A 23,305-nucleotide genomic window follows, 5' to 3' on the forward strand; every position below is an offset into this window, starting at 1 on the left:
CGTGGCTGCTGCTCGCCAGGCCGCGGCCACCATGAGAGGAGACCGGTAATGACTACGACAACTGCGGCTCGCTATGTGGGCCAGTCGGTCAAGCGGATCGAGGATCCCCGGCTGGTCACCGGGCACGGCCGGTATGTGGACGACATCGTTCTTCCCGGCATGCTCCACGCCGCCTTCGGTCGCAGCGACCTGGCCCGGGCAACCATAACCCGCCTCGACACCTCAGCAGCCGAGGCGCTGGAAGGGGTGCACGCCGTTTTTGTCGGGGCAAACCTGAACCCCCACAACGACTCGCTGCGGTCTTCCATGCACCCACCGGAGTCGCCCGCGCCCCCGGCCAACATGCTGGCCGGAGACGACGTGAGGTTCGTGGGCGATCCCTACGTGATGGTGGTGGCCGATAACCGCTACATCGCCGAGGACGCCCTGGATCTGGTGGAGGTGGAGTTCGAGCCGCTGACCCCGGTGGTGGATTACGAGACCGCGGCCGGTGCCGGCGACCACGTTCACCCCGAACTGGGCAGCAACCTGGCCCATGACATGGCCGTGCCCAACCCGGCCACCGAGGAGGCCTTCGCCTCCGCTGCTCATGTCGTCACCGAGACCTGGCACCAGCATCGTCAGACCAACGTGCCCATGGAGACCCGGGGCATGGTGGCATCCTGGCAGCCCCATGCCGGGGTCATGGAGGTGTGGGCCTCCACCCAGAGCCCCCATGAGATCCAGCACACCGGGGCCCGGGTGCTGGGCATCGGCGAGCACAAGATGGTGGTTCACTTCGGCGATGTGGGGGGTGGGTTCGGCCAGAAGATGTTTTTGGGTCGCGAGGACATGGCGGTGCTGGTGGCCGCCAAACTCTTGGGCAGGCCGGTGAAGTGGATCGAGGATCGCCGGGAGAACCTTCTGGCCTCCAACCATGCTCGCATCGAGCAGATGACCGTGAAGATGGCGGTGGGTGAGGACGGTGCTTTCCTGGCCGCCGATCTTGACCAGCTCGAGGACGACGGTGCCTACCCTCTGGGCGGTCCGGCCACACCGGGGGCCATGACCGTGATGCAATTCCCCGGTCCCTACCGGATGGGGCCGGTTGGCTGGCGGGCCCGCACGGTGTACACCAACACCTGCGGGCGCGGGGCCTACCGGGGGCCGTGGCAGATGGAGAGCGTGGCCCGGGAGCAGATGATCGACCGGGTGGCTCGGGAGATCGGCATGGATCCACTCGAGTTGCGCCGCCGCAACGTGCTGACCCCCGCCGACCTGCCCTACCAGGTGCCCACCGGGCTGGTCTACGAGACCACCATTTCCCCCGATCAAACCCTGGAGCAGGCCGCCGAGATGATCGGCTACGACCGGTTCCGGGCCGAACAGGCCCAAGCCCGGGCCGAGGGTCGTTACCTGGGACTGGGCATTGCCCTTTACATCGAACCCACATCCATGGGAATGGGGCCGCTGGGTACGGAATCGGCGATGCTCCGGGTGGAGGTGGACGGCCATGTCAACTTGTTCATGGGTACCGGCTCGCACGGCCAGAGCCTGGAGACCACCATGGCCCAATTGGTGGCCGATGAACTCGGGGTGCGCCCCGAGGATGTAACCCTCCACCAGGGTCACGGCTCGGGCTACGGGTTCGGCACCGGCGGAAGTCGCTCAGCAGTGATCGCCGGGAGCGCGGCCCGGGCGGCGGCCTCGGCCGTGAGGGAGAGGGTGGTCGCCATTGCCGCCCACCTGATGGAGGCTTCGGCCGAGGATATGGAGGTGGCCGACGGGGTGGTATCGGTCAGGGGCACGCCCGCGGCTTCGATGACGCTGGCCCAGGTGGCGGCCACCGCGTACCAGAACTCCGATGCCCTTCCTCCCGGCATGGAGGCCGGACTGGAGCACACGGCCCGCTACAAGGCCCCGCCGACCACCCACTCCAACGCCTGCCACATGTGCACCTGCGAGGTGGATCCGGGAACCGGCCAGGTCACGCTCTTGCGGTACGTGGTCAGCGAGGACTGCGGGGTGCTGATCAACCCCATGGTGGTGGACGGCCAGATCGCCGGGGGAGTGGCCCAGGGCATCGGTGGGGTGCTCTACGAGCACGCGGTGTACGACGAGAGCGGCAATCCACTGGCATCCACCTTCCTCGACTACCTGGTGCCCACCGCGGCCGAGGTGCCCGAGCTGGAGTGCGGCCACGTGGTGGTGCCCTCCGACACTCCCGGCGGGCACAAGGGGACCGGGGAGGGCGGTGCCATCGGGGCACCCCCCGCCGTGTTCAACGCGGTGGCCGACGCTTTGTCCCCCTTCGGTGTATATCCCAACCGCCAACCGCTCGATCCCGATACGGTGCTCAACCTGATTGCCTCCTCCACCAACCCCTAGCACCTTCCCGCCATCACCAGGAGCGTCGGGCCAGTGAGGGGAGCTACCGGTGCCGCGCCGCCCGGGACGAGCCTGGGGATGTGGGCCGCGATCGTTGGCATCTTCCTGTTCAGTTGGGGCCCGGTACTGGTCCGCGACAACGAGTTCGGCGCTTTGCCGTTCGCGTTCTGGCGGCTGGTCGGTGCGGCGACGTGGGCGGTGGTCGCGCTCTACCTTCGGGGAGGGCGCTTGGATCGGCGGGTGCTGCGTCACTCCCTGGCCGGTGGGGTGGTGTTCGCCATCAACGGAGCCACGTTCTTCACCGCCATAAAGACCACCACCATCGCCAATGCCATGGTCATCGGGGCCACCGCTCCCATCTTCTTGCTGTGGATAGCCGGCCGGGTGTTCGGCGAGAGGATCAGCCCCCGGGTGATGCTGGCCACCCCGGTAGCGGTAGCCGGGGTGGCGCTGGTGTTCCTCGCCCGGCCCGGGGGGATCGGCGGGGGATCTCGTTCCGGTGACGTGCTGGCGGTGGTGGCCATGCTTGCCTTTGCCGGCTACCTGGGAACCTCCCGCTTGGCCCGCAACCACCTGAGCGCCCTGGAGTACCAGGCGGGGTGGTCCACGATTGCCGCGGTGCTGATGCTGCCGGTTGCGCTTCTGTCCTTCGACCCCCTGGTGGTCGGTGACGGCCGGAGTTGGGTGGTGGCCGCCATCATGGCGGTGACCGCCGGCCTGGCCCACCTGATGGTCAACTACAGCCACCGGTTCGTTCCGCTACGGGCCATTTCCCTGTTGAACATTGCCGCCCCCGCCCTGGCCGTGGTCTGGGCCTGGTTCCTGTTCGACGAGCAGCTCGGCGGTTGGCAGTGGCTCGGAGTACCCCTGGTGGTGGTATCGGTGGCTGCGGTGATACTGGATGAGTGAGGCACCCCACCACCGGGATAAAATCAGCCCGCACAGTAAAATCATGGCCGGTCCGGGGTAGCTCAACCCAGGGAACGACGGACCAGGATGGCCCGCACAGTAAAATCATTATTCCATCCGGGGTAGCTCAACCGGCAGAGCAAGCGGCTGTTAACCGCTAGGTTGTGAGTTCGAGTCTCACCCCCGGAGCCATTTTGAAACGGAACGTCGGGTCGGCACTCCGGTAGGATGCCGGCGGGCCCGTAGCTCAGTGGTCAGAGCAGGCGACTCATAATCGCTCGGTCGCGGGTTCGATCCCCGCCGGGCCCACTAGATTGGTTAGGAGTACTATGAGTCAGGTTGAGTTGGATGCCCGCATTCACCAGGTTCTCTGCGAGTTCCAGCTAGTCGGCCCTTTCTCCGCCGGCTATCCCGTAAACCAGAACTTCGATTACTCCGAGCTGCAACCGCTGCTGGCCTTCGCCGCCAACAACGTGGGTGACCCGTTCGGCTACTCCCGCTATCAGGCCAACACTCATGAGACCGAGCGCGAGGTGGTGCACACGGTCGCCGAGTTGCTGCGGCTGCCCACCGACCAGGCTTGGGGTTATGTCACCTCGGGGGGCACCGAAGGCAATATGTACGGCATCTACGTGGGCCGGGAGATGCTCCACGAACCCATCGCCTACTTCTCCCAGGACACCCACTATTCGGTGCTCAAGATTCTCCATATCCTGAAGATCCGCAACATCATGATCCGCAGCCAGGAGAATGGCGAGATCGACTACGACGACCTGCGCGAGTCGATCCGCATCAACCGCGATGTTCCCGCCCTGATCATCGCCAACATTGGCACAACGATGAAGGGTGCCATCGACGATCTCGACCGCATTCGCGGCATCATCGAAGACCTGGCGCTGACCCAGTACTACATCCACGCCGACGAAGCTCTCAGCGGCATGATCCTGCCCTTCGTGGATGACCCCCAACCGTTCGGGTTCGACCACGGCATCGACAGCGCCGCCGTGTCCGGCCACAAGATGTTCGGTTCCCCGCTGCCCTGTGGGGTGGTGGTGACCAAACGCGAGCACACGGCTCAGATAGGCCGTGCCATCGAATACGTGGGAGCCCTCGACACCACCCTTTTGGGCTCCAGGAGCGCCATCGCACCCGTGATTCTCTGGTACTCCCTGACCAAGCACGGCCATGATGGTTTTCGCGAGATGGTGGCGCGCATGCTCGACATGGCCGAGTACGCCGTGCAGCAGTTCAACGCCAATGGCATCCCGGCCTGGCGGAACAAGAACAGCCCCACCGTGGTTTTCCCCCGGCCCTCCCCGTATGTCCTCTTCCAGTGGCAGCTCGCCCCGCTGGATGACTTTGCCCACCTCATCACGATGCCCCAGATAACTCACGAAATGATCGACGCAATCATCGCCGACTACATCGAAAGGCCACCGACCGATCAATGAACCAGCCCGCCGGCCAGGACCACCGCATCATTGTCATCGTGCCCCACGAGCCGGGGCAGCTCGCCCATATTGCCGGTTTGCTGGTCGAGGAGAACATCAACGTGGAAGCCATCGACGGCCAATTGGTCGGCGACCTCGGCGTGCTCATACTCAGCACCAGTGATGACGATGCCGCGCTCCAGATTCTGCTCCGGGACAACCTGCGCGCCGTCACGTCCGATGCCCTCGTGTTTCAGATACCCGATCGTCCCGGGGCCCTGGCCGGTGTCGTGCAGCTCTTCGAGCAGAACGGCCTCAACGTCCGCACCATCCACATCATCCACCGCCATGGCGGTACCGCGGTGGTTGCGGTCACCACTGACAACGATGAACTGGCAAGCTCCCTGCTAGACCCCGACTCCCTGCTCTGACCCTTAGTCATCCCGCCTGGCGTATAGCCAATCCCCCCTGCCTGCCAGGAACTAAGAGCGAGAGCGGATAGGTAACTGTTAATTTGTCGTTGTGTTGGTTTGGCTTTGATGTTGGGGGGTTAGTTAACGACAGCTACGTGGTCACCGCGCAACGCGGCTTACCCCTAGATGTCAAGGCGGTGCACCTGGATTGCGGCTATGAGGTTTGTGTGGGGGTGGGGGTTTGAGTCGGTGTCGGCCTTTGGGGTCGGTGGTGAGGGTGTAGCCGTGTTTGTGTATTTTGGTGTGGCAGTTGGGGCAGAGTAGTACGAGGTTGTTGATGTTGGTGGTGCCGCCTTGTTCCCACCAAGCGATGTGGTGGACTTCGCAAGCGGTGGCTCTGAGTCGGCATCCCACGCAATTTATCTCCACCTCCTGAGCGGAAGTGAAAGACACCCGCTGGTTCGACTCACCGATCAAGCGGGCATGATCCACCGACACCAAACCCTCAGCGGTGGCGTCCAGCGTGGCCGCCAAACCCTTCAACAACCACGTCCCTTTCGCTTGGCGGTGAGCCGCGTGTCGGCCTCTACCGAACTGCTCACACACATCTTCAACCCAACCATTGCCTTCCAACTCGCCCAACCGAACCAGCATCTCAGCCACCAAACCCTCCAACTTACGACGAGTACGATCAGTTTGGAGAATCAATTGCACCAACTCACCGGAATCCATACTGGAATAGTCAACACCGGCACAGCAAGGGCAATTACAGCAATGCTGGGTTGTTTCATGTTGGCTGATGGGTTCAACTGCCATACCTACAAGTTTACCAACCCCGGTGACACTTACCCCCCTGATCCACCACATAAACCAGAAATAATAGGAATAATATATTTAGGTTGGCAAAAGGTTCAGAACTGGGGTCTAGAGGCTGAAAATACAGCTTAAAGTTAGAGCGCACACAGACAAGTTAGTTGGGGTTCGGGTTGGTAGCTTGTTTGGTGAGTGTGGTGGTGATTATCAGGGTGATGGCGAGTGCAAGTTGGCCTAAGGCGTGCTTTGGTGTTGCGGCGTTCGAGGTTCCGCTTCAACATGGCTTGAAACTCAGGGTCACGGCACCGCCGCTCGATGTGCTCAACCAGAGCTTCCCGGACGACATCGCTCAGGGTGGCTCCCTCAACCTCAGCGATCGTTTGAGCCTTGCTGGCTAGTCCTTCGTCCAGTCGCAACGTCATGCTCTTGGTCTCTTTTTGCAAAGCCATTGCTACCTCCGGAGTGCCTTCCGGCTACACCATAGCTGACACCTTGGTAGCGAGCCACCCAGACACGGCGGCGCGACGGCAACTCCACCCCAATAGGGCTTGCCCCCCTCAGGTATTGGCGTGGATTTTGGGGGTTTGGGTTCCTCTTCTATCGATTTCGGCGGCATCTTGCCAGCGGCGGGTCAGCCAACCCAGGCGATGAGCGAGGTAGAGGCCGACCATGGCCAGCGCAGCACCCACGAAACCATCGATCACCCAGTGGTTGCCGGTGAGCACCACCGCTATCGACATAAGTGTCGGGGATGCCACCGCGAATATCCGTATCGCCACTGATCGTGTGCTGCGGAACAGCACCACTCCGGCCAGAACGTTCCATCCCACGTGAAAGCTGGGTAGGGCGGCGTACTTGTTGACCACCGACGGGGGCTGAAGGTACTTGTAGGATGTGGACAGATTGGTGACCGTGTCGGTGAAGCCATCGAAGAACCGGGGTGGGGCCACCGGGAAGAAGGCGAAGAAAATCAACCCCAGCGCGCCGGAAATCAGCATGGCATTGCGCATCAGGGTGTAGCGGTGCCGGTTGTGGTGGTACAGCAGCAGTAGAGCTCCCACGATCACCGGCCAGTGCAGCCAGATGTACACCCAGTTGAAGAAGGTGACCACCCAGTGGTAGTCCAGCACCGCTGATTGGGACCAAGCCTCAAAGTCCAACCCCAAAGTGGCCTCGAAGGAGAGCAGGTCGTAGGCATTCTTGAACGCGGCGCTCTCGGCCCCCTTGGTCAGCATCCGTACCCCGAAGTAGATGAGCGCGGCCAGGGTGATGATGCCGATCTGGCCCGGAAAACCACGCCAGCCCCTGGTGCCGATAATTTCCGGCACCAGAACATGCTTCACCCGAAGACTCATCAAGGGTTGAGTTTACTAGGTGTAACCGTCTGGTGGTTGCGGGTTAGCACCCCGGTGGAGGTGCGGTGCCGGTGGCCGGCCCGGCCGGTGGGCTGGCCACCGCCAATGGAGGTGCGGGGCCGTCAGGCCAGGTTCTCACCCAACCAGGCCGGGGCCCGATCCAGCAGGAACTCGCTGATCTCGGCCACCTTGGGCAGCGCTCCGCCCAGGCATTCCTGGCCGGTGTACATGCCGCTGATCGAAACCTCCACCCGGGCCGAGATGGTGATGCTCCGTTGGGGGGCATCGGTGACCGCGGCGTAGGCATCCATGGCCGATACGTCCAGGGGTAGATCCATGCCCCCGATGCCGGCCAGATCAGTGGCCAGAAGCAGAAGATCGGGGCCGTCGGTCAACGGTGGGAGGCTCCACGAGATCACCATCGGCAGTTTGAAGTCCTCGGTGGGCTCCACCCCCTCGGGCAGGCTCATCACGTGGTCCTCGAAGCTCAGCATCACCCGGGGGTCAACCTCCAGGCTTATGTGCACATCCAGAGGTCCGCCGCAGGCGTTGGAGGGGTGCAGGTCCACTTCCCAGGCCTGACGCATCGAGTAGGTCTCGACGAAGTGGCGATCGTCGTGTATATGGAAGCCGAGCTCGGCGGCATGGTCCTTGAGATCGGCGATGAAAGTAGAAAGATCCACAATAGCCAAGAGCCCTACATTGCCACGCAAGAACCCGTTCTGGCTATCCGATGGCAGCCGGCAGCGGTTAGTTTCGCCCCGGTGAACGGTGATCGTATTGGAGGTGCCCCGCTTTGGTGGACCCATGAGATCAGCGATTTTGGGGGGTTGGGAAGGTCTTGCCCCGGTGGACGGTGATCGGATTCTGGCGGTTCTGGATCGGGCGGCAGCGGCGGTGGCCGCAGTGGTGGGCCGCACCGATGATTGGGTGCTGACCGGGGCTCGGGAGGGTCAGTACGACTTTGACGTGGCCGCGGACGAAGCGGCCCGAGAGGTGCTGGCCGGGGCCGGTTTCGGGGTGTACAGCGAGGAGTCGGAGGGGCACGACATCGACCGGGAGATGGTGGTCGTGCTCGATCCGGTGGACGGTTCCACCAACGCGGCGCGGGGTTTGCCGTGGTACTCCACCAGCCTGTGCGTGGTGGACTCGGAGGGAATGCGGGCTGCGCTGGTGATGAACCTGGTTAGCGGCAGGGTCTACCGGGCGGTCAGGGGTCGGGGGGCCACCGTGGACGGCCGGCCGTTGGCGGTCCCGCTAGGAAGCCACCATCGCGGGGGCTCGGGGCCTTCGACTCAGGAGTCACTGGGGGCGGCCACGGTGGGGTTGACCGGCCTGCCGCCTCAGAACCTGGGGTGGAGGCAGTACCGGTCCCTGGGATCCATCGCCCTGGATTTGTGCGCCGTGGCCGAGGGAGTGCTGGACGCTTACATCGATTGCACCCCCGAGGGCCACGCCACCTGGGACTATCTAGGCGGTATCCTGGTGTGCATCGAGGCCGGGGCGGCGGTGGGGGAGGCCCGAGGTTGCTCTCTTCTGCCCGATGATCTGACCGAACGCCGGCTACCCGTGGTCGCGGCCACCTCCCCTCTGCTTTCCGAGGCTCTGGCTCGGCGTCGCACGTTCTAAGCTCTTGTTCCGGTTCGGGCGCGTAGCTCAGACGGCGAGAGCGCTTCCCTTACAAGGAAGAGGCCGGGGGTTCAAGTCCCTCCGCGCCCACCTCCCCGGACCATGGGTATGGCCCTATGGAGTTGCGGACTACGGCTATCCCTTGTACTCATACGGGACGAGCGGCGTGCTGGTTAGCTACATTTCTGTTGTCGCCTGCTCCCTTCACCGGCAGGTCGGAGATAGAGAGGGGACAGACCCATGTCCAACCCAGTGACAGATGTTGATCAGAGCAATGCCCCTTACGTCATTGTTTCGTCCGATACCCATGCCGGGTTGTTCGTCGAGGACTACCGGGAGTACCTGGAGTCGTCACTGCATCCCGAGTTCGACGAGTGGCTGGTCACCCGCCATCAGCATCGGGCCATGGTGGAAGAGGTCAACGGCGAGTACGTGGAGCAGTGGGAGCGCGAGAACGAAATCGGCTTGAAGGGGGCCTACGACCCCGGGATCCGCGACAAGACCCTGGATGCCGATGGGGTCGCGGGTGAGATCATCTTTGCCGACGGCGACGCGGTCACCGGTATGGAGTCCCCGCCGTTCGGGGCCGGTCTGTCCGCCGGGCAGATAACCGATTCCCGGCTCGCCTGGGCCGGGGCCCGGGCCCACAACCGCTGGCTGGAGGAGTTCTGCGCAACCAACCCACCGCGCCGTGCCGGTGTTGCGCTGGTACCGATCACCCACGGTGTGGAGGAGTCGGTGAGGGAGGTCCAGGCGCTGGCCGGCAAGCCGGGTATCAAGGGCATCATGGTCCCGACGATGTGGCACGACCACCCGTCCTACGGTCACCGGGGCTATGAGCCGGTGTGGGCCGCCTGTGCCGAGGCCGGGCTGGTTGTGCACACCCATTCGGGTGAGGCCGACACCCCGTCCTACAACGAGAACATGGCCCAGTACATGCTCGAGGTGGCGTTCTGGACCCATCGCCCCCTCTGGCAACTACTGTTCTCCGGGGCCTTCGACCGCCATCCCGGCCTGCGGTACGTGCCGGTGGAATGCGGTTCGTGGTGGCTCGGCGACCTGCTGTTCAAGGCCGATGCCATGTTCGGGGGGCGCAACTGGAAGGTGAAGAAGATGAGCTCACGCACCAGGGGCCTCATCCAACGGTTACCGTCGGAGTACATCGGCACCAACGTGTTCATCGGGGCCTCCACCATGAGCAAGGTGGAGTTGCGAAGGCGCTACGCCAACGGCGTGGACGCTCTGATGTGGGGTACCGATTACCCCCATCCCGAGGGAAGCTGGCCGAACACGGTCGAGCGTCTCGAAACCGATTTCCAGAAGATCCCGGTTGAGGAGACCCGCCTTCTGCTCGGGCTGAACGCCGTGCGCTGCTACGACCTGGACATCGACGGGTTGGCGTCCATTGCCGACCGGATCGGTCCTACCCCCGAGCAGCTCAACCAGAATCTCGACCTGCGGACCGACCCGAACGCCATCCGCGAGGCCCGGTTCTGGTTCGACGACTACAACATCGAGTGGCCCGGCTGAACTGCCCTGGGTTGGAAGGCTCTATTGGTGATCGCGACAGAGGTTGGAGCAGTGGAGGTTCGGCCCCTGGCCGGGGCAGTGGGAGCGGAGGTGCTCGGACTCGATCTGGCTGCCGGAATTGATGACTTTGAGTTTGCGGCGGTGCGCAACGCTCTCCATAGCCACGGCATGATTTGCATACGGGATCAGGCGGCGATGACCCCCGAGGACCAGCTTGCCTTTGCAGCGCGGTGGGGGCGCATCTCGATCCATCCCTACGTGCCATCGATTGAGGGGTACCCGGGAATCATGAGGATCTACGACCCCAACCCCATCACCCAGACCTGGCACTCCGATTCGACCCATATGCGCGAACCCCACGCTTACACACTCTTGCTGGCCCGGACCTTGCCCGAGGTGGGCGGCGATACGATGTTTGCCAGCACAGTCAAGGCATTCGAGTCGCTTTCATCCGGGTTCCGGTCGGTGTTGCGTACCCTCTCGGCCGTTCACGAGGGCACCGATCGGGCCGCGGCTGCCGGTTTGGATCACGAGTCCGTGGTGGCGGTCCATCCCGTGGTGATAACCCATCCGAGTACCGGGGCCGAGGCGCTGTTTGTCAACGGCAATTACGTGACCCGCATAGAGGGATGGACCCCCGAGGAGAGCCGCCCGCTTCTGGAATACCTTTACACGGTGGTCGGGCGTCCTGAGAACACCTACCGGCATCGTTGGCACCAGGGCGATCTGGTGATTTGGGACAACCGGTGCACCCAGCATGCGGTTGTCGGCGATGCCAACCAAGCCGAGCGGGTGCTTCATCGGGTTACGGTGGCGGGGGGTGTTCCCGCCTGATCAGCGGGTCAGAGCGGCCAACTTCTTTGAATGTTCGGCGGTTGTTCCGGCTCGGGCCTGGGCGGCCCATGCCCATTCGGTGTAGGGCGCGAGGAGGTGGTCGGCGTAGTAGCCGTCGGCACCGTGCAACTGGTGAGCACCGGCCACGATGTCCAGCAGGTGCTCGTTCCCGACCATCTTGGCGGCCGATAGCAGGTAATCACGCTGGGGGCCGGGGGGAGTGTTGGCAACCTCCATGGTGGTGAGTTCCATGGCTTCGACTGCTATCGCCATGTCTACGAATCGGTGGCGGGCGGTCTGAAAATCTCCCACCACTTTTCCGTACAGCGGGCGGTTCAGGCCATGGTGGGTCGTAATGGTCAATATCCGCCGGGCCTGTGCGGCCATGGCTAAACACGCGGCCACAACCGGATCCTTGTTTGTCACTGCTGGGATGGGGCTGGTTGATGGGTGAACAGAACCCTGGCCCGGCTCTTCTGGTAGGGGGCTGGTTGATGGGGGGTCGTGGTCGAGCAGGGTGGTGGCGATCATGTCGCGGTGGGTCTCGTTGGCTCCGACGGAGATTGTTGGGTGGATGGCCTCAAGGGTGTCGTAGTAGTGGGGCGGACCATCCGCAAACATCGGGGACCAGGCAAATCCTTCCGCTCCCGCGGCCGAAAGGGCGGTGCGGGCGATGGTTTGAAGCAACTCGGTGGCCGCCACCTTCACCACCGAAGCCTCATAGCCCACCGGCCGCCCGGTTTCCTCGAAGTCAACCAGTCGCTGGCAGAAAGCCCGAACACAAGTCGCGGCGGCGTGCAGGCGGGCCCGATCCGGGGCCGTAACCTCGGGGGGAAGCCGTTCCAACCCGCGCTCGACCCACCCGTAGTAGGCGGGTGAGCCCCTCTCGGCCGCCACCGCGGACATCACCTGGGACCAGCCCTTCCCCACTTCGCCGAGCACGCAGCCGGTGTCCAGGTGCACCTGGTGGAGAGCGATCTCGCCCAGAGTCCACCGGTTCAGGGTTGGCCTCCTGCGCACCTGTACCCCGGGGGCATCCAGCGGGACCAGGAACATGGTCATCGATGAGCGAGGGTTTCCCCCGGGGTCGGTTACCGCCAGCACCACGGCCATATCCGCCTTGTGGGCCCCGGTCACGTGCGATTTGGTGCCGGAAAGCTCCCACCCATTCGAGTTCCGCACCGCTCTGGTGGAGATGGCCGCCAGGTTGTTTCCCGCACCGGCTTCGCTGTAGGCGATTGACCCCAGCATTTTCCCGGAGACCATTGGAGCCAGCCACCGGCTCTTTTGGTCGGGGGTTCCGAAGCGGGACAGCACGAATCCGCACAGCGTCACCCCCGTGTCCATGGATGGCGCACCGTGGTAGGCGGCTTCCAGGTCGAACACGTGTTTCCAGGCCCGTGAACGCCCGCGTCCACCATCGGCGATCGGCAGCGACACCGCCAGCATTCCCCGGCGAGCGGCTTCTTTCTGGTGGCGCAGCTCGAAGGTCCGGTCGAGTCCGGTGAGGTCGGAGGGGTCGATGTGTCCGGCCACGTTCCCGGGTGCCATCTCGGTGCGCAAAAAGTCGCGGACTCCGTCGCGCCACCCGGCCAGTTCTACCCCTAGCCTGAGTTCGGTCAGTCGCATCTCTGGTGATCCTTGGATGGGCAGACCGCAAGGATAATGGCTACGGCCCTAGCCTGAGTTCGGTCAGTCGCATCACTGGTGATGGGAATCGGGCGGGAGCCGGTCAGCAGTCGGCGCAGTGCCCGTGGAGGTCGAGGCTGTGGTGGGTGGGGGTGAACCCGGTGCGTTCGGTGATCTTGTCCAGGCTCCGATCAACGAAGTCCTCCAAGTCATTATCGAGATGGATGTCCTCGATCTTGCCGCAGCTAGTGCAGATCAAGTGGTGATGGTGCTCCAGCAGAGGTTCGGCCAGTTCAAAGTGGATGCGTTCTCCTCCGGAGTTGATACGGCGGATGATCCCGCAGCGAACCATCAAATCCAGATTGCGGTACACCGAACTCTGGGCCAGATCCGGATCGGCTGCCACTATTTCCGGCAATGTCATCGGCTGGCCGGAGCTGGAGATGACCTCGACCAGCTTCCTGCGGCCTCTGGAGTAGCGGTGATCCCGGGCCGACAGCATGGCCCCCGCCTCCAGGTGCAGCTCATCCAGGGGGCTCCTCATGGGAGGGGGTACAAGAGGTTGATCGCCATCCATGCCCAGTATCTCACTTGGTTTCGACTTGTTGACCCTGCCTCATACCAATACAGTAATAAGAATGATTATCAGTTTCAAAAAGTCGGTAACCGGAGCCCTGCTCGTTCTGACCGTGTTGGCCCTGGTGGCATCGGGTTGTGGCAACGACGACGATGGTGGCAGCGGGGGGGCTGATGAGCTACCGACGATATTGACCACCACCTCCATCTGGGCCGATGTGGTGGCAAATGTGACCTGTAATGGACTCGCCGATGTCGTGACGCTGATTCCCCCGGGCGGGGATCCTCACGCCTTCCAACCCTCTATGCAGGATCGGGCCCGGATGGATGCTGCCGCCCTGATTGTGGCCAACGGTCTTGATCTGGAGGAGGGCCTGCTGGACACCATCGAAGCGGTCGAGGACTCCGGCACCCCGGTGTTCCACATGACTGATCACATCGAGACCATCGAATTCGCCATGGGCATGGAATCCGAGCACCACGACGAGGAAGGCGAGAACGGCCATGAGGAACATGATGAGGATGAGCATGGCCATGATGGGCACCATGAAGAAGAAGGCGAGCACGGCCATGAGGAACACGAAAAAGAAGATGAGCATGGCCATCATCACCACGGAGGGGATGATCCCCATATCTGGTTCGACCCGGTCAAGGTTGCCGGTGCGATTCCTGCGCTCAGCGAGGCTCTAGGGGCGGTTGCTGGTTTGGATGCCGATGCGGTGAGCACCTGCGGGGATGAATACCGGGAAGAGCTGGTCTCCCTCGATGCCGAGATCCAGAACATCCTGGAGCCGATTCCCAGCCAAAGTCGTCTGCTTGTAACCAACCACGATGCCCTGGGGTACTTCGCCAACCGGTACGGGTTCAAACTGCTGGGGACGGTCTTGCCCGCCGGCAGCACCCTGGGAGCGGCCAACCCATCCGCAATGCAAGAACTCGTGAAGCTGATCGAGCGGACCGAGGTCAGAGCCATCTTTGCCGAGTCCACGAGCAGTTCCCAGGACACGGAGGCTTTGGGTCGGGAGGCCGGTGTGAATGTGGTAGTCCTGGACACCGGGTCATTGGGTCCGGCGGGCAGCGACTCGAGCACCTACGTCGGCTTCATGCGCACCAACGCGCGAAAGATCGCCGACGCTCTCGGCTGACGATAAAGGTGAGCAGATTTTTGTAAACTCGGCTTCAGGTTTAAAAAAATGGAGTTCCTGAGCAGCCCCGTCGAATGGTGGGTTGAACCGTTCGTTGCCAACACCTTCATGCGCAATGCCCTCTGGTCGGCCCTGCTGGCCGTGCTGACCACTTCAACGGTTGGCACCTGGGTGGTGCTCCGGGGGATGAATTTTTTGGGTGATGCTCTGGCCCACGGGGTTCTGCCCGGCATAGCCATTGCCTTTATCCTGGGCGGGGACACCACGGTTGGCGCGTTGGTTGCTGCGCTGGCCATGGTCGCAGGCATCAACATCATTCGCCGACACTCGCCGCTGCCCGACGACAGTTCCATTGGATTGCTGTTTGTAGGATTCTTGGCTCTGGCGGTGGTGATAATGTCGAGCAGCTCAGGGGCCTACTCCGGTGATCTCACCCGGTTCCTTTTCGGCTCGATCACCGGGGTGACCAACCGCGATCTGGTGCGGCAGCTAATCGTTGCCGGGATAACGATAACCGGGGTGGTGCTTCTGCATCGGGCGTTTCTGGTCATGACCTTCGATGTGGTGCAAGCCCGCCTTTTCGGATTCCGACCCGAGTTGGCCCACGCCGCCCTGCTGATCCTGCTGGCTTTCTCCATCGTTGCATCATTTCAAGCTGTCGGGAACCTGCTGGTGTTCGCGTTCCTGGTGGCTCCCCCCTCTGCGGCGGCCATGCTTATTCGCCGGATCCCGATGATCATGGCCATTGCGGTTGTCTTCGGATCCGTCTCGGTGGTTGTGGGCCTGCTCATCAGCTATCACTACGGCACCGCGGCGGGGGCCACCATGGCGTTGGGTGCGGTGGGGCTGTTCTTGATCACCCTGCTCATCCGGGCTTTATCCGGTGCCTACAACATAAGGTTCGCCACCTAGATTGAGGTGTGCAACATAAGGTTCGCCACCTAGACCGGGGCTTGCGAGAGGGTGGCGGTGCCGGCCAGCACGGGGTGGGTGCCGTCGCGAGCCAACCACACCTCGCACTCCACCATGCCATCGTCGTCGGCCGAGGTTATGGTACCGCCGGCCTCCAGGCGGTCACCGGCGAACACATTGTCCAGAAAGCGGACCCGCACCCGTCGAATATGCTCGGCACCACCGGCCCAGTCGGCCAGCATGTTCATCACGTAGGCCATGTTGTTGGGTCCCTGGTTAACGGGCTGGTTGCCCATGCCCAGTGCCTGCACCGCCTCTACGTCCCAGTGGATGGGGTTGGGGTCGGCCAGCAGGGCGGCCATGGTCTTCATCTTCTCGCCATCCACCGCCTCGATCACCAATCGGGGTAACTCGGTGCCCACCAGTGGTTCGGGGGTAACTCGGGGTAACTCGGTGCCCACCAGTGGTTCGGGGGTAACTCGGGGTAACTCGGTGCCCACCAGTGGTTCGGGGGTTGTGCTCATGTAGATCTCCGGGGATAGATGAAGGAGTTGGACACCACGGCGGACACCTCGCCCCCGGGATCGACCACCTCCAGCCGAAAGGCCACGATGTCGAAGGTGCCGGTACGAGCACCCTGCTTGCGCACAGCGCTGGTGATTTGCCCTCGCACGGTATAAGTAGTGCCGGTCTCCAGGGGGCGGAGTTGCTGGAGGTCGGATTCCCCGAACATGGGACCGTCGTCAGCCGATGCCCAGCACAGGGTGAACATCTCGTCGATGCTCAGGCCCATACCACCCATGGCCACGTAGTAGCAGAACATGGGGTGGGCGATGCCGTCCGGACGTTGGGGTGCTCCAATCACGTCGTTGGTCAGCCATGACCGCCAGGGCTCTACCGTATAGGTTCCCCCCGGAAGCGGCCGGCCCACCAGGGACTCCAGCTCCTCGAGGGTCGGGGTTGCCGAGACATCGTTCATCGGCTCACCACCGGCAGGCGGCGGGGATCGCCGGATGATCGGGTGCTGGGTACTTGCGGTGCAGCGGTTGCACCACCTCCTCACCGAATCTCTGGATCTGCTCCCGGGTGGCTTCGAATGAGGGGCCGGTGACCATGCGGAACTGCACGGTGAAGTACTGCACCCCCAACTCCTCGTGGTACTGCTCCAGGCGCTCCCGGCACTGCGCCGGGGAGCCCACCACTATGTGCTCGCGGGCCGATTCGGTGGTGATCTTCTCCGGGGAGTCGAACTCGGGATGGTGGGCGAGGATTCCCTGCTCGCAGTAGAAGCGCATCTCGGGTACGTAGTGGGTGCCGTACTGCTGGGCGGCCTGCTCGAAACTGTCGGCCACCCACGCCTTGCGCATCAGGACTATGAACGGCTCCTTGCCGTGCTCGGTGGCTTTGGCCCGGTAAGCCCCGGCCTGTTGATCCCAGGTGCTCTTCAGGATGGGGAAGTCGTCACAGGTCCAAGACTCGGCGTAGACCCCGCATCGCTCTATGGCTGCGGGCAACTGGCCTCCGCCCCAGAACGGGAACCGGGGCTGCTGGTAGGAGTTGGGGGACAGCAGGCCGTCGTGCACCCGGTAGAAGTCCCCGTCCCAGTCGAACCGCTCACCCTTGGATCTCAGGGCCTTGTCGATGATGGCCACGTTCTCGAGGTAGCGACCCAGCATCCGCTCGGGCGGGACCCCGAACTGGCCCCAGTAGCCGGCGTGGAAGCCCCGACCCCAGGTCATGTACAGCCGGCCCCGGGAGATGTTGTCCATGATGGCGCACTGCTCGGCCACATGCATGGGGTGGTAGAGGGTGTTGACCAGGCAGTAGGAGCCGATGGCCACCCGGCTGGTTTCCCGGGCCAGGATCATCAAGAGGTTGAGCGGGGAGCCGAAGTAGGACTCGGTGCGGCCATGGCGATCGGGTACTTGGATGGAGTGGAACCCGAACTGCTCGGCCAGTATGCCCTCCTCGACCATGGCATCAAGGGTGTTGGCGGCGGTGCTGGGGTCGGGCAGGGGCTGGTCGTAGGCTCCGTGGTTGGTGTCGATCAGGTAGCCAATGCGCAATGGTAACTCGCTTTCGATGGGCCAATGGGAAGGGTCACGGCCCCAAAGGTAGTGGCTGGGGCTCGATGGGCATACGCTGAGCCGCGGACAATCCGAATCGGGCAAAGGAGCGCACTTGTGACCATTCACACCGAGATCGATGAGCAGGGCATTGCCGTGGTCACCATGGACAACCCCCCGGTGAACGCCCTCAACATTGCCGACACCTACCGGTTGGCTGAGGTCTTTCGCGGTTTCAAGCACGACCCCGGGGTACGGGCTGCGATCCTGACCGCGGTGGGGCGGGGGTTCAACGCCGGGGTGGACATCAAGGAGATGCAGGGCTTCGAGGGCTTCGAGGGCGTTCTGGGCACCGGCGATGCCTGCTACGAGGCTTTCGGTGCGGTGTACGACTGCGCGGTACCGGTGATTGCCGCCGTCCAGGACTTCTGCCTGGGTCTGGGCATCGGTCTGGCCGGCAACTGCGACCTGGTGGTGGCGGCCGAGGGGGTGAAGTTCTCCATGCCCGAGGTGGACAACGGTGCTCTGGGAGCGGCCACCCACACCGCCCGGCTGGTGCCGGAGAAGGTGATGCGGTGGATGATGTACAGTTGCGAGCCGGTCGCGGCTGAGGATCTGCACCGGTGGGGAACCGTGCTCAGCGTGGTTCCCGGCGATCGACTCATGGCCGAGGCCCGCCGGGTTGCCGGGGTGATCGCGGCGAAGCCGCCCGGTGTCATCCGCAAGGCCAAATGGTCGATCAACGGGATCGACCCGGTGGATGTGCACCGCAGCTACCGCTTCGAGCAGGGGTTCACCTACGAGCTCAACCTCATGGGGGAGGGGGACAAGGCTCGGGAGGCGTTCATGCGAGGAGAGCGGAAGTCCAACAAGGCGGCCCAGTAGTGGCCCGGTAGGAAAATATCCCGCGGATAGTTTCGATGGCGTCCGACACCGGGGCGTTCGACACCGTCATAGTGGGGGGCGGCTCGGCGGGGTCGGTTCTGGCCGCCCGCCTTTCCGAGGATCCCGCCCGCCGGGTGGTGCTGCTCGAAGCCGGCCCCGACCATGGTGAGCGCCTGCCTCCGGAACTGGCCGACATCACGGAGTCGTCCCACCCTGCTCATGATTGGGGCGATGAGGTGCGCCTGCCCGGGGGCCGGACCCAGCCCTATCCCCGGGGACGGGTGCTGGGTGGCAGCTCGGCGGTAAACGGCGGTATCGCCGTGCGAGCCATGCCCGCCGATTTCGATGCCTGGGGATTTGCCGAATGGCGGTGGGATTCGGTGCTGGACAGTTTCCGGCGGCTGGAGTCCGATCCCGACGGTGAGGACCGCTGGCACGGCCGGGACGGTCCGCTACCCATTGCCCGCACGCCTGATACCGAACTCCACCCGGTGCATGTCGCCTTCTACGAGGCGTGCCGGTTGGCCGGTCACGGCTTCGTTGCCGATCACAACGCCCCGGATTCCACCGGTGTGGGTCCGTTGCCCCGCAACCGCCGGGGTCGGCAACGGGTGTCGGCGGCGGATGCCTACCTGACTCCCGAGGTTCGTAGTCGCCCCAACCTGGAGGTTCGAGGCGGTTGCTTGGTTCTGTCGGTGCGATGGAGGGGTCGGCGGGCAGTGGGGGTGGAGGTGGTGAGCAACGCCGGGTCGAGGCGGGTGGGCTGGATACCGTCTTCGCGTTCGTAGCGGCCCTGCAACAGGTGAACAGCCGGGGAACGGTGCGGCCGGTATCGGCAGATCCCGTTGACCCGCCGGCCATCACCTACCCCTTTGTTGCCCACAAGCCCGATTTGGATCGGCTGGTCGAGGCCACCGAGCTGGGGTTGGAGCTGCTGGACTCGCCCCCGTATCGGAGGACGGCCTCTGGGGCGGTGTTCCTACCCGGCCGGCTCACCCGTGACGATTTGCCGGCCCATGTGTTCGCCAACCATGTGGCCTTCTACCACGGGGCGGGTACTTGCGCGATGGGTTCCGCCGACGATCCCGGCGCGGTGGTCGGCCCCTACGGGCAGGTGTGGGGAACCGAGGGGCTACGGGTGTGTGACACCTCCATCATCCCCGCAACCCCCAGAGCCAACACCAACCTGAACGTGATGGCCATCGCCGAGCACATGTCGGAACTGATCCGGAGCCTTCACAGCGGCCCGGTGCGGAGTGCTGGTGTCCATGGGGTCTAATGCATATCCACCGTTTTCGGGCTGCTGCGGGCAAGGGATCACCGGTCAGGGGGTCTAACGTCGGGGTATGACCGCAGCGACCCAGCATGGCTACGAGACCCATGACGACCTGGTGGAGGACTACCACCGCCGGGGGTGGACCGATGGGCTGCCCATCGTGGCCCCCACTCCCGGCAAGGTGGCCGCCTTCTTGGAGCACGCCGGACTGCCGGGTGACGAGGTGCTGGGAGCGGTACCCACCCGGGAGGTGATCTGCACCGCGGAGCAAGCCGCCACCAACGCGGTCATGGCCGGTTGCCTTCCCGAGTACTTTCCCGCGGTGGTGGCGGCGGTGCGGGCCCATCTCCACCCCAAGGGGAACTGCCATTCCACCACGGGCACCTTGTCGGGAGCGGCCCAGGCGGTGATCATCAACGGTCCCATCCGCAACGAGTTGGGGGTGGCCTCGGGGGCGGGTTGCTTCGGGCCGGGGTTCAGGGCCAACGCCACCATTGGCCGGGCGCTGCGCCTGGTGATCCGCAATGTTTGCCGGGGCATACCCGGATTCTTGGACCGGGCCAGCTTCTCCACCCCGGCCCGCTACTCCTTTTGCTTCGGGGAGAACGAGGAGGCCTCCGACTGGGTGCCGTTGCACGTGCAGCGGGGGCTGGCCCCCGACCGGAGCGCGGTTACCGTCCACTCCCTTATGAAGATGGTCGAGGTCACCGACTTCACCAGCCGCACCGCCGAGGGGGTGTGCAATTCTCTGGTGACCCAGATAAGGGCCAACGGCGTTGCCGGCGATTCCTGGCTGGGTGAGGACGGCAACGTGGTCATCGTGATCGGCCATGAGCACCACCGGTTCTTCATCGAGGACGGATGGTCCAAGGCCCGCATCCAGGAGCACCTGTGGCCCCGGCTGAACGCGCCCGCTACCAGCGCCACCGATCGCATGGCTCGCATCGGCAAACCGGAGGGCATCCTGATCGTGGCCGCCGGGGGCGCGGGCATGGGAGCCAGTTGGCTGTTGCTGCCCCACCTGGCACTGGCCATCACCCAACCCATCGATTAGCCCGGGGAGTGCTTGAGATGGCTAGAGCAGGCCGTATCTGCTGATCTGAGCCACCCATCGATTAGCCCGAAGAACGCTTGGCGATCACACCCGGTTGCCCGATCCCGCTAACCTGGGGCCATGACGCAGCTAATTGGCCTCGATCCCACATCCGGCCCGTTCGATCGCAGCAACGATCATGATTTCGTTCCCCGGCCGGCCGGCTTGAATGGGGCGGTGGTCGGGTTGGTGGCCAACGGTCTCGGTGAGGGGGAGATCTTCCTGGATGCCCTCTACGACGAGTTGGCCCGGCTGAGCGACCTGCAAGCCCCGTTGAAGGTGGTGAAGAGTTCGGTGTCCATCCCGCCCGATCCGGGGGATTGGAGCCGGTTGACCGAGGAGGCCACCGTCGCCATAACCGGCTTCGGCGGTTGAGGTAGCTGTAGTGCCCGCAGTTTGCGGGACGCAGTGGAGCTGGAGTGGGCCGGCGTACCCAGCGTGGCCATAGTCCATGAGCAGATGAGGGGTTCGGCCCAGGCCATAGCCCGGGTGAGCGGATGCCCCGACTACGAGTTCCTCACCGCCGACTACCCCTGGATTCCCACCGCCATCTGGTCCAAGGAGGAATGCCTGGAACTGGCCGAGATAATGGCCCCCAGAGTTCTGGCCGCCCTCACCCGTTCCGGCTGAACAAGGACCGGGATCAGTCCTTTATTTCTATGAGAATCTCGTAGTAGGGATCAGTCCTTCAGCTCTATGAGAATCTCGTAGTAGGGCTCGGTACCAGTGTTGACCGCGGTTTCTATGCCGCCGCGGGAAATGAACATCGCTTGGCCTGGGACCACTTCGCCCTCCACCGAACCGGAGAACTCCCCGGCGGTGTCGGGCTCGAACTCGCCGGTGATCCTGTCGCCCGTCACCTGCACGAGCACGTAGTCGTGGTCATGGCGGTGGAGGTCGGATCGCTCACCCGGGTCGAGGCGCATTTCCCAGATGCGCACCCGCTCGTTCTCCATAACCAACTTGGTGGCTACGTCTCCTAGGGTTCTTTCGGTATTCATGGTTGCATGGTAGGCCGACAATCGGACTTCTAGGAACCAAGCGGGCGTGATAAGCCATCGGGATGGCTGAGGAGTTCAATCACGACCTGCCCGATGGGATGACCGCGTGGATCGCCGAGGTGGGGGGCGGCCGAATCACCCGGCTGGAGCGTCACATCGCCCGGCGGGAGGCCTGGGTGGTGGACGTTACCCGTCCCGACGATTCGGTGGCCGAATACTTTTTGCGGCTGGATCGCGAAGGCGATGGCAGCGGCACCCATTCGGTGAAGCACGAGGCCAAGGTGCAGGCGGCGCTGGCCGAGTCCGGCTTGAAGGTTCCGGCTATACACGCCTGGAACGATAACCTCCAGGCCGCATTGCACGAGCGGGTGCCGGGCCGGGCCGATCTGGACAACGCCGACCCCGGTGAGCAGGCCACGGTGTTCGAGGATTTCGTGCAGCAACTGGCCCTGCTCCACTCGCTGGACCCCGACTCGCTGGGTCTTGATCATATGGTGATTCCCACCACATCGGCGGAGTGCGCGCTGGGTGAGATCGAGTTCGTCGAGCAGTTCCTGGCCGGCATGGTGGTCGATCCGCTGTACACCTTCTCACTCCAGTGGCTGAAGAACCACGTACCCGAGCCACTCGACCGGGTGTGCCTGTTGCAGGGCGACACCGGGCCGGCCAACTTCATGTTCGACCAGGGCCGGGTGAGCGCCATAGTGGACTGGGAGTGGGCCCATTTCGGTGACCCGATGGAGGACCTGGGAAACATCTGCGCCCGGGAGTTCTACTGCCCCTCCACCCCTGAGGATGGTCTGGGTCCGGTCTTTCGCCGCTACGAGGAGCTGTCGGGTTTCCCGGTTCATCTCGACTCGGTGCGCTACTACCGGGTGCAGCAGTTCGTGCGATCCATCGTGTCGCTGGCCCGGATCACCGAGATCAACGACCCCCAGATGCCCAACGCCATGAACAGGGCCTACCGCTACATCTGCGAGCGGGCCACCTGCGAAGCCCTCGCCGATGCCATGGGAGTGGAGCTGGAGCGCCCCGAACTGCCCGAAGTAGAGATGGCCCCCTCTCTGGAGGGGGTGATCGCCGCCAATCTGCGCGATGAGGTCCGGCCCGCAGTGGCCGGCGACTTTGCCCGCCACCGCCTGGAACACGCCGGCTTGCTGGTGGAATGCCTCGACCGCCGAGCTCGGATGGGCCCGCAACTGGCCTTGATCGAGTTGGACGAGATCGCTGCTTTTACCGGTAAGCGGGCCGGCACCCTCGAGGATGGGTTGATGGATTTGGACCGCACCGTCAAAGCCGGGGGAGCCGACCGTGAGGAGGAAATGCTGCGTTATCTGGCCCGCCGAGCCTGGCGCCTGGAACACCTCTGGAAACCTGTGGTGGACCTGTTCCCCGGCCGCACGTTCTCGCGGATTGATTAGAAGAGCGCTCTCTCAGGAGCT

General features: G+C 63.8%; 25 protein-coding genes and 3 tRNA genes. 19 read left to right on the forward strand and 9 right to left on the reverse strand.

Translation table 11 applies throughout. From position 1 onward, the window contains the following. Positions 1-48: 48 nt before the first annotated feature. The 6 genes from ACOGXC_RS03575 to ACOGXC_RS03600 all read left to right on the forward strand — a co-directional run bounded on the left by ACOGXC_RS03575 (position 49) and on the right by ACOGXC_RS03600 (position 5,137). Entirely contained in the window at positions 49-2,367 is a 2,319-nt protein-coding gene (locus tag ACOGXC_RS03575) for a xanthine dehydrogenase family protein molybdopterin-binding subunit (RefSeq protein ID WP_419919344.1), read from the forward strand. A 33-nt stretch (positions 2,368-2,400) separates the two neighbouring features. Continuing rightward, positions 2,401-3,276: a DMT family transporter gene (locus tag ACOGXC_RS03580; protein WP_419919345.1), complete on the forward strand. Its 876-nt coding sequence runs from the start codon at positions 2,401-2,403 to the stop codon at positions 3,274-3,276. A 116-nt stretch (positions 3,277-3,392) separates the two neighbouring features. Then, a tRNA-Asn gene (locus ACOGXC_RS03585) sits at positions 3,393-3,468 on the forward strand. Between the two features lie 44 nt (positions 3,469-3,512). After that, a tRNA-Ile gene (locus ACOGXC_RS03590) sits at positions 3,513-3,585 on the forward strand. A gap of 20 nt (positions 3,586-3,605) precedes the next feature. Continuing rightward, positions 3,606-4,727: a histidine decarboxylase gene (locus tag ACOGXC_RS03595; RefSeq protein WP_419919346.1), complete on the forward strand. Its 1,122-nt coding sequence runs from the start codon at positions 3,606-3,608 to the stop codon at positions 4,725-4,727. After that, on the forward strand, positions 4,724-5,137 hold the full coding sequence (locus ACOGXC_RS03600; protein ID WP_419919347.1) for an ACT domain-containing protein: 414 nt from the start codon (positions 4,724-4,726) through the stop codon (positions 5,135-5,137). Before ACOGXC_RS03595 ends, ACOGXC_RS03600 begins: the two co-directional genes overlap by 4 nt. A 171-nt stretch (positions 5,138-5,308) precedes the next feature. Here the strand turns inward: ACOGXC_RS03600 and ACOGXC_RS03605 are convergent, their stop codons facing one another. Further along, complete coding sequence (locus ACOGXC_RS03605) at positions 5,309-5,773, reverse strand: HNH endonuclease signature motif containing protein (protein WP_419920006.1); 465 nt, start codon at positions 5,771-5,773, stop codon at positions 5,309-5,311. Positions 5,774-6,120: 347 nt separating this feature from the next. On the opposite strand from ACOGXC_RS03605, the gene ACOGXC_RS03610 reads away from it, so the two are divergent. Continuing rightward, positions 6,121-6,330 (forward strand): hypothetical protein, encoded by a 210-nt coding sequence (locus ACOGXC_RS03610; protein WP_419919348.1) that lies wholly within the window; start codon positions 6,121-6,123, stop codon positions 6,328-6,330. A gap of 159 nt (positions 6,331-6,489) precedes the next feature. Here the strand turns inward: ACOGXC_RS03610 and ACOGXC_RS03615 are convergent, their stop codons facing one another. Both ACOGXC_RS03615 and ACOGXC_RS03620 read right to left on the reverse strand, forming a co-directional pair. Further along, on the reverse strand, positions 6,490-7,287 hold the full coding sequence (locus tag ACOGXC_RS03615) for a phosphatase PAP2 family protein (RefSeq protein WP_419919349.1): 798 nt from the start codon (positions 7,285-7,287) through the stop codon (positions 6,490-6,492). 122 nt (positions 7,288-7,409) lie between these two features. Then, complete coding sequence (locus ACOGXC_RS03620; protein WP_419920007.1) at positions 7,410-7,970, reverse strand: hypothetical protein; 561 nt, start codon at positions 7,968-7,970, stop codon at positions 7,410-7,412. A 124-nt stretch (positions 7,971-8,094) separates the two neighbouring features. On the opposite strand from ACOGXC_RS03620, the gene ACOGXC_RS03625 reads away from it, so the two are divergent. From ACOGXC_RS03625 to ACOGXC_RS03640, 4 genes are all read left to right on the forward strand, one after another. Continuing rightward, on the forward strand, positions 8,095-8,916 hold the full coding sequence (locus ACOGXC_RS03625; RefSeq protein WP_419919350.1) for an inositol monophosphatase family protein: 822 nt from the start codon (positions 8,095-8,097) through the stop codon (positions 8,914-8,916). Positions 8,917-8,932: 16 nt separating this feature from the next. Further along, positions 8,933-9,006: transfer RNA gene (locus ACOGXC_RS03630), tRNA-Val, on the forward strand. Between the two features lie 150 nt (positions 9,007-9,156). Further along, positions 9,157-10,446, forward strand: coding sequence for an amidohydrolase family protein (locus ACOGXC_RS03635; RefSeq protein ID WP_419919351.1), 1,290 nt, complete (start codon positions 9,157-9,159; stop codon positions 10,444-10,446). Between the two features lie 51 nt (positions 10,447-10,497). Next, positions 10,498-11,280: a TauD/TfdA dioxygenase family protein gene (locus ACOGXC_RS03640; protein ID WP_419919352.1), complete on the forward strand. Its 783-nt coding sequence runs from the start codon at positions 10,498-10,500 to the stop codon at positions 11,278-11,280. Here ACOGXC_RS03640 and ACOGXC_RS03645 read toward each other — a convergent pair whose 3' ends face one another. Both ACOGXC_RS03645 and ACOGXC_RS03650 read right to left on the reverse strand, forming a co-directional pair. Beyond that, positions 11,281-12,909 (reverse strand): acyl-CoA dehydrogenase family protein, encoded by a 1,629-nt coding sequence (locus tag ACOGXC_RS03645; RefSeq protein WP_419919353.1) that lies wholly within the window; start codon positions 12,907-12,909, stop codon positions 11,281-11,283. Positions 12,910-13,012: 103 nt separating this feature from the next. Next, complete coding sequence (locus ACOGXC_RS03650; RefSeq protein ID WP_419919354.1) at positions 13,013-13,453, reverse strand: Fur family transcriptional regulator; 441 nt, start codon at positions 13,451-13,453, stop codon at positions 13,013-13,015. A gap of 94 nt (positions 13,454-13,547) precedes the next feature. On the opposite strand from ACOGXC_RS03650, the gene ACOGXC_RS03655 reads away from it, so the two are divergent. Both ACOGXC_RS03655 and ACOGXC_RS03660 read left to right on the forward strand, forming a co-directional pair. Next, complete coding sequence (locus ACOGXC_RS03655; RefSeq protein ID WP_419919355.1) at positions 13,548-14,630, forward strand: metal ABC transporter solute-binding protein, Zn/Mn family; 1,083 nt, start codon at positions 13,548-13,550, stop codon at positions 14,628-14,630. 48 nt (positions 14,631-14,678) lie between these two features. Next, entirely contained in the window at positions 14,679-15,542 is an 864-nt protein-coding gene (locus tag ACOGXC_RS03660) for a metal ABC transporter permease (RefSeq protein WP_419919356.1), read from the forward strand. A gap of 29 nt (positions 15,543-15,571) precedes the next feature. Here ACOGXC_RS03660 and ACOGXC_RS03665 read toward each other — a convergent pair whose 3' ends face one another. Genes ACOGXC_RS03665 through ACOGXC_RS03675 form a run of 3 tightly spaced genes read right to left on the reverse strand, consistent with a single transcriptional unit; the run spans position 15,572 to position 17,608 of the window. After that, a complete protein-coding gene (locus tag ACOGXC_RS03665; protein ID WP_419919357.1) occupies positions 15,572-16,066 on the reverse strand; it encodes a MaoC family dehydratase in 495 nt (164 codons plus the stop codon). Further along, complete coding sequence (locus ACOGXC_RS03670; RefSeq protein WP_419919358.1) at positions 16,063-16,521, reverse strand: hypothetical protein; 459 nt, start codon at positions 16,519-16,521, stop codon at positions 16,063-16,065. Before ACOGXC_RS03670 ends, ACOGXC_RS03665 begins: the two co-directional genes overlap by 4 nt. Positions 16,522-16,525: 4 nt before the next feature. Then, entirely contained in the window at positions 16,526-17,608 is a 1,083-nt protein-coding gene (locus tag ACOGXC_RS03675; protein WP_419919359.1) for an LLM class flavin-dependent oxidoreductase, read from the reverse strand. A gap of 117 nt (positions 17,609-17,725) precedes the next feature. On the opposite strand from ACOGXC_RS03675, the gene ACOGXC_RS03680 reads away from it, so the two are divergent. The 5 genes from ACOGXC_RS03680 to ACOGXC_RS03700 all read left to right on the forward strand — a co-directional run bounded on the left by ACOGXC_RS03680 (position 17,726) and on the right by ACOGXC_RS03700 (position 21,492). Next, entirely contained in the window at positions 17,726-18,493 is a 768-nt protein-coding gene (locus ACOGXC_RS03680) for an enoyl-CoA hydratase family protein (protein WP_419919360.1), read from the forward strand. Positions 18,494-18,528: 35 nt separating this feature from the next. After that, positions 18,529-19,281 carry a GMC family oxidoreductase gene (locus ACOGXC_RS03685; protein ID WP_419919361.1) on the forward strand — a complete coding sequence of 251 codons (753 nt, stop codon included), beginning with the start codon at positions 18,529-18,531 and terminating at the stop codon, positions 19,279-19,281. Positions 19,282-19,295: 14 nt separating this feature from the next. Beyond that, positions 19,296-19,772 (forward strand): GMC oxidoreductase, encoded by a 477-nt coding sequence (locus ACOGXC_RS03690; RefSeq protein WP_419919362.1) that lies wholly within the window; start codon positions 19,296-19,298, stop codon positions 19,770-19,772. A gap of 67 nt (positions 19,773-19,839) precedes the next feature. Further along, on the forward strand, positions 19,840-20,823 hold the full coding sequence (locus ACOGXC_RS03695; protein ID WP_419919363.1) for a hypothetical protein: 984 nt from the start codon (positions 19,840-19,842) through the stop codon (positions 20,821-20,823). A 120-nt stretch (positions 20,824-20,943) separates the two neighbouring features. Then, on the forward strand, positions 20,944-21,492 hold the full coding sequence (locus tag ACOGXC_RS03700; RefSeq protein ID WP_419919364.1) for a UGSC family (seleno)protein: 549 nt from the start codon (positions 20,944-20,946) through the stop codon (positions 21,490-21,492). A gap of 50 nt (positions 21,493-21,542) precedes the next feature. On the opposite strand, the gene ACOGXC_RS03705 is transcribed toward ACOGXC_RS03700, so the two are convergent. Continuing rightward, positions 21,543-21,863 carry a hypothetical protein gene (locus ACOGXC_RS03705; protein ID WP_419919365.1) on the reverse strand — a complete coding sequence of 107 codons (321 nt, stop codon included), beginning with the start codon at positions 21,861-21,863 and terminating at the stop codon, positions 21,543-21,545. Positions 21,864-21,925: 62 nt separating this feature from the next. On the opposite strand from ACOGXC_RS03705, the gene ACOGXC_RS03710 reads away from it, so the two are divergent. Beyond that, positions 21,926-23,284 carry a phosphotransferase family protein gene (locus ACOGXC_RS03710; protein WP_419919366.1) on the forward strand — a complete coding sequence of 453 codons (1,359 nt, stop codon included), beginning with the start codon at positions 21,926-21,928 and terminating at the stop codon, positions 23,282-23,284. Positions 23,285-23,305: the final 21 nt, after the last annotated feature.

The sequence above is a fragment of the Candidatus Poriferisocius sp. genome (assembly GCF_965202595.1).
In the GTDB taxonomy this organism is placed as follows: domain Bacteria; phylum Actinomycetota; class Acidimicrobiia; order Acidimicrobiales; family Bin134; genus Poriferisocius.

What these genes read in the sequence shown, in the direction of transcription:
- ACOGXC_RS03695 (WP_419919363.1), top strand. Translation starts at nt 19,840, where the DNA reads ATGACCGCAGCGACCCAGCATGGCTACGAGACCCATGACGACCTGGTG.
- ACOGXC_RS03660 (WP_419919356.1), top strand. Translation starts at nt 14,679, where the DNA reads ATGGAGTTCCTGAGCAGCCCCGTCGAATGGTGGGTTGAACCGTTCGTT.
- ACOGXC_RS03710 (WP_419919366.1), top strand. Translation starts at nt 21,926, where the DNA reads ATGGCTGAGGAGTTCAATCACGACCTGCCCGATGGGATGACCGCGTGG.
- ACOGXC_RS03625 (WP_419919350.1), top strand. Translation starts at nt 8,095, where the DNA reads ATGAGATCAGCGATTTTGGGGGGTTGGGAAGGTCTTGCCCCGGTGGAC.
- ACOGXC_RS03605 (WP_419920006.1), bottom strand. Translation starts at nt 5,773, where the DNA reads ATGCTGGTTCGGTTGGGCGAGTTGGAAGGCAATGGTTGGGTTGAAGAT.
- ACOGXC_RS03615 (WP_419919349.1), bottom strand. Translation starts at nt 7,287, where the DNA reads ATGAGTCTTCGGGTGAAGCATGTTCTGGTGCCGGAAATTATCGGCACC.
- ACOGXC_RS03600 (WP_419919347.1), top strand. Translation starts at nt 4,724, where the DNA reads ATGAACCAGCCCGCCGGCCAGGACCACCGCATCATTGTCATCGTGCCC.
- ACOGXC_RS03645 (WP_419919353.1), bottom strand. Translation starts at nt 12,909, where the DNA reads ATGCGACTGACCGAACTCAGGCTAGGGGTAGAACTGGCCGGGTGGCGC.
- ACOGXC_RS03685 (WP_419919361.1), top strand. Translation starts at nt 18,529, where the DNA reads ATGGCGTCCGACACCGGGGCGTTCGACACCGTCATAGTGGGGGGCGGC.
- ACOGXC_RS03635 (WP_419919351.1), top strand. Translation starts at nt 9,157, where the DNA reads ATGTCCAACCCAGTGACAGATGTTGATCAGAGCAATGCCCCTTACGTC.
- ACOGXC_RS03650 (WP_419919354.1), bottom strand. Translation starts at nt 13,453, where the DNA reads ATGAGGAGCCCCCTGGATGAGCTGCACCTGGAGGCGGGGGCCATGCTG.
- ACOGXC_RS03655 (WP_419919355.1), top strand. Translation starts at nt 13,548, where the DNA reads ATGATTATCAGTTTCAAAAAGTCGGTAACCGGAGCCCTGCTCGTTCTG.
- ACOGXC_RS03595 (WP_419919346.1), top strand. Translation starts at nt 3,606, where the DNA reads ATGAGTCAGGTTGAGTTGGATGCCCGCATTCACCAGGTTCTCTGCGAG.
- ACOGXC_RS03670 (WP_419919358.1), bottom strand. Translation starts at nt 16,521, where the DNA reads ATGAACGATGTCTCGGCAACCCCGACCCTCGAGGAGCTGGAGTCCCTG.
- ACOGXC_RS03665 (WP_419919357.1), bottom strand. Translation starts at nt 16,066, where the DNA reads ATGAGCACAACCCCCGAACCACTGGTGGGCACCGAGTTACCCCGAGTT.
- ACOGXC_RS03575 (WP_419919344.1), top strand. Translation starts at nt 49, where the DNA reads ATGACTACGACAACTGCGGCTCGCTATGTGGGCCAGTCGGTCAAGCGG.
- ACOGXC_RS03705 (WP_419919365.1), bottom strand. Translation starts at nt 21,863, where the DNA reads ATGAATACCGAAAGAACCCTAGGAGACGTAGCCACCAAGTTGGTTATG.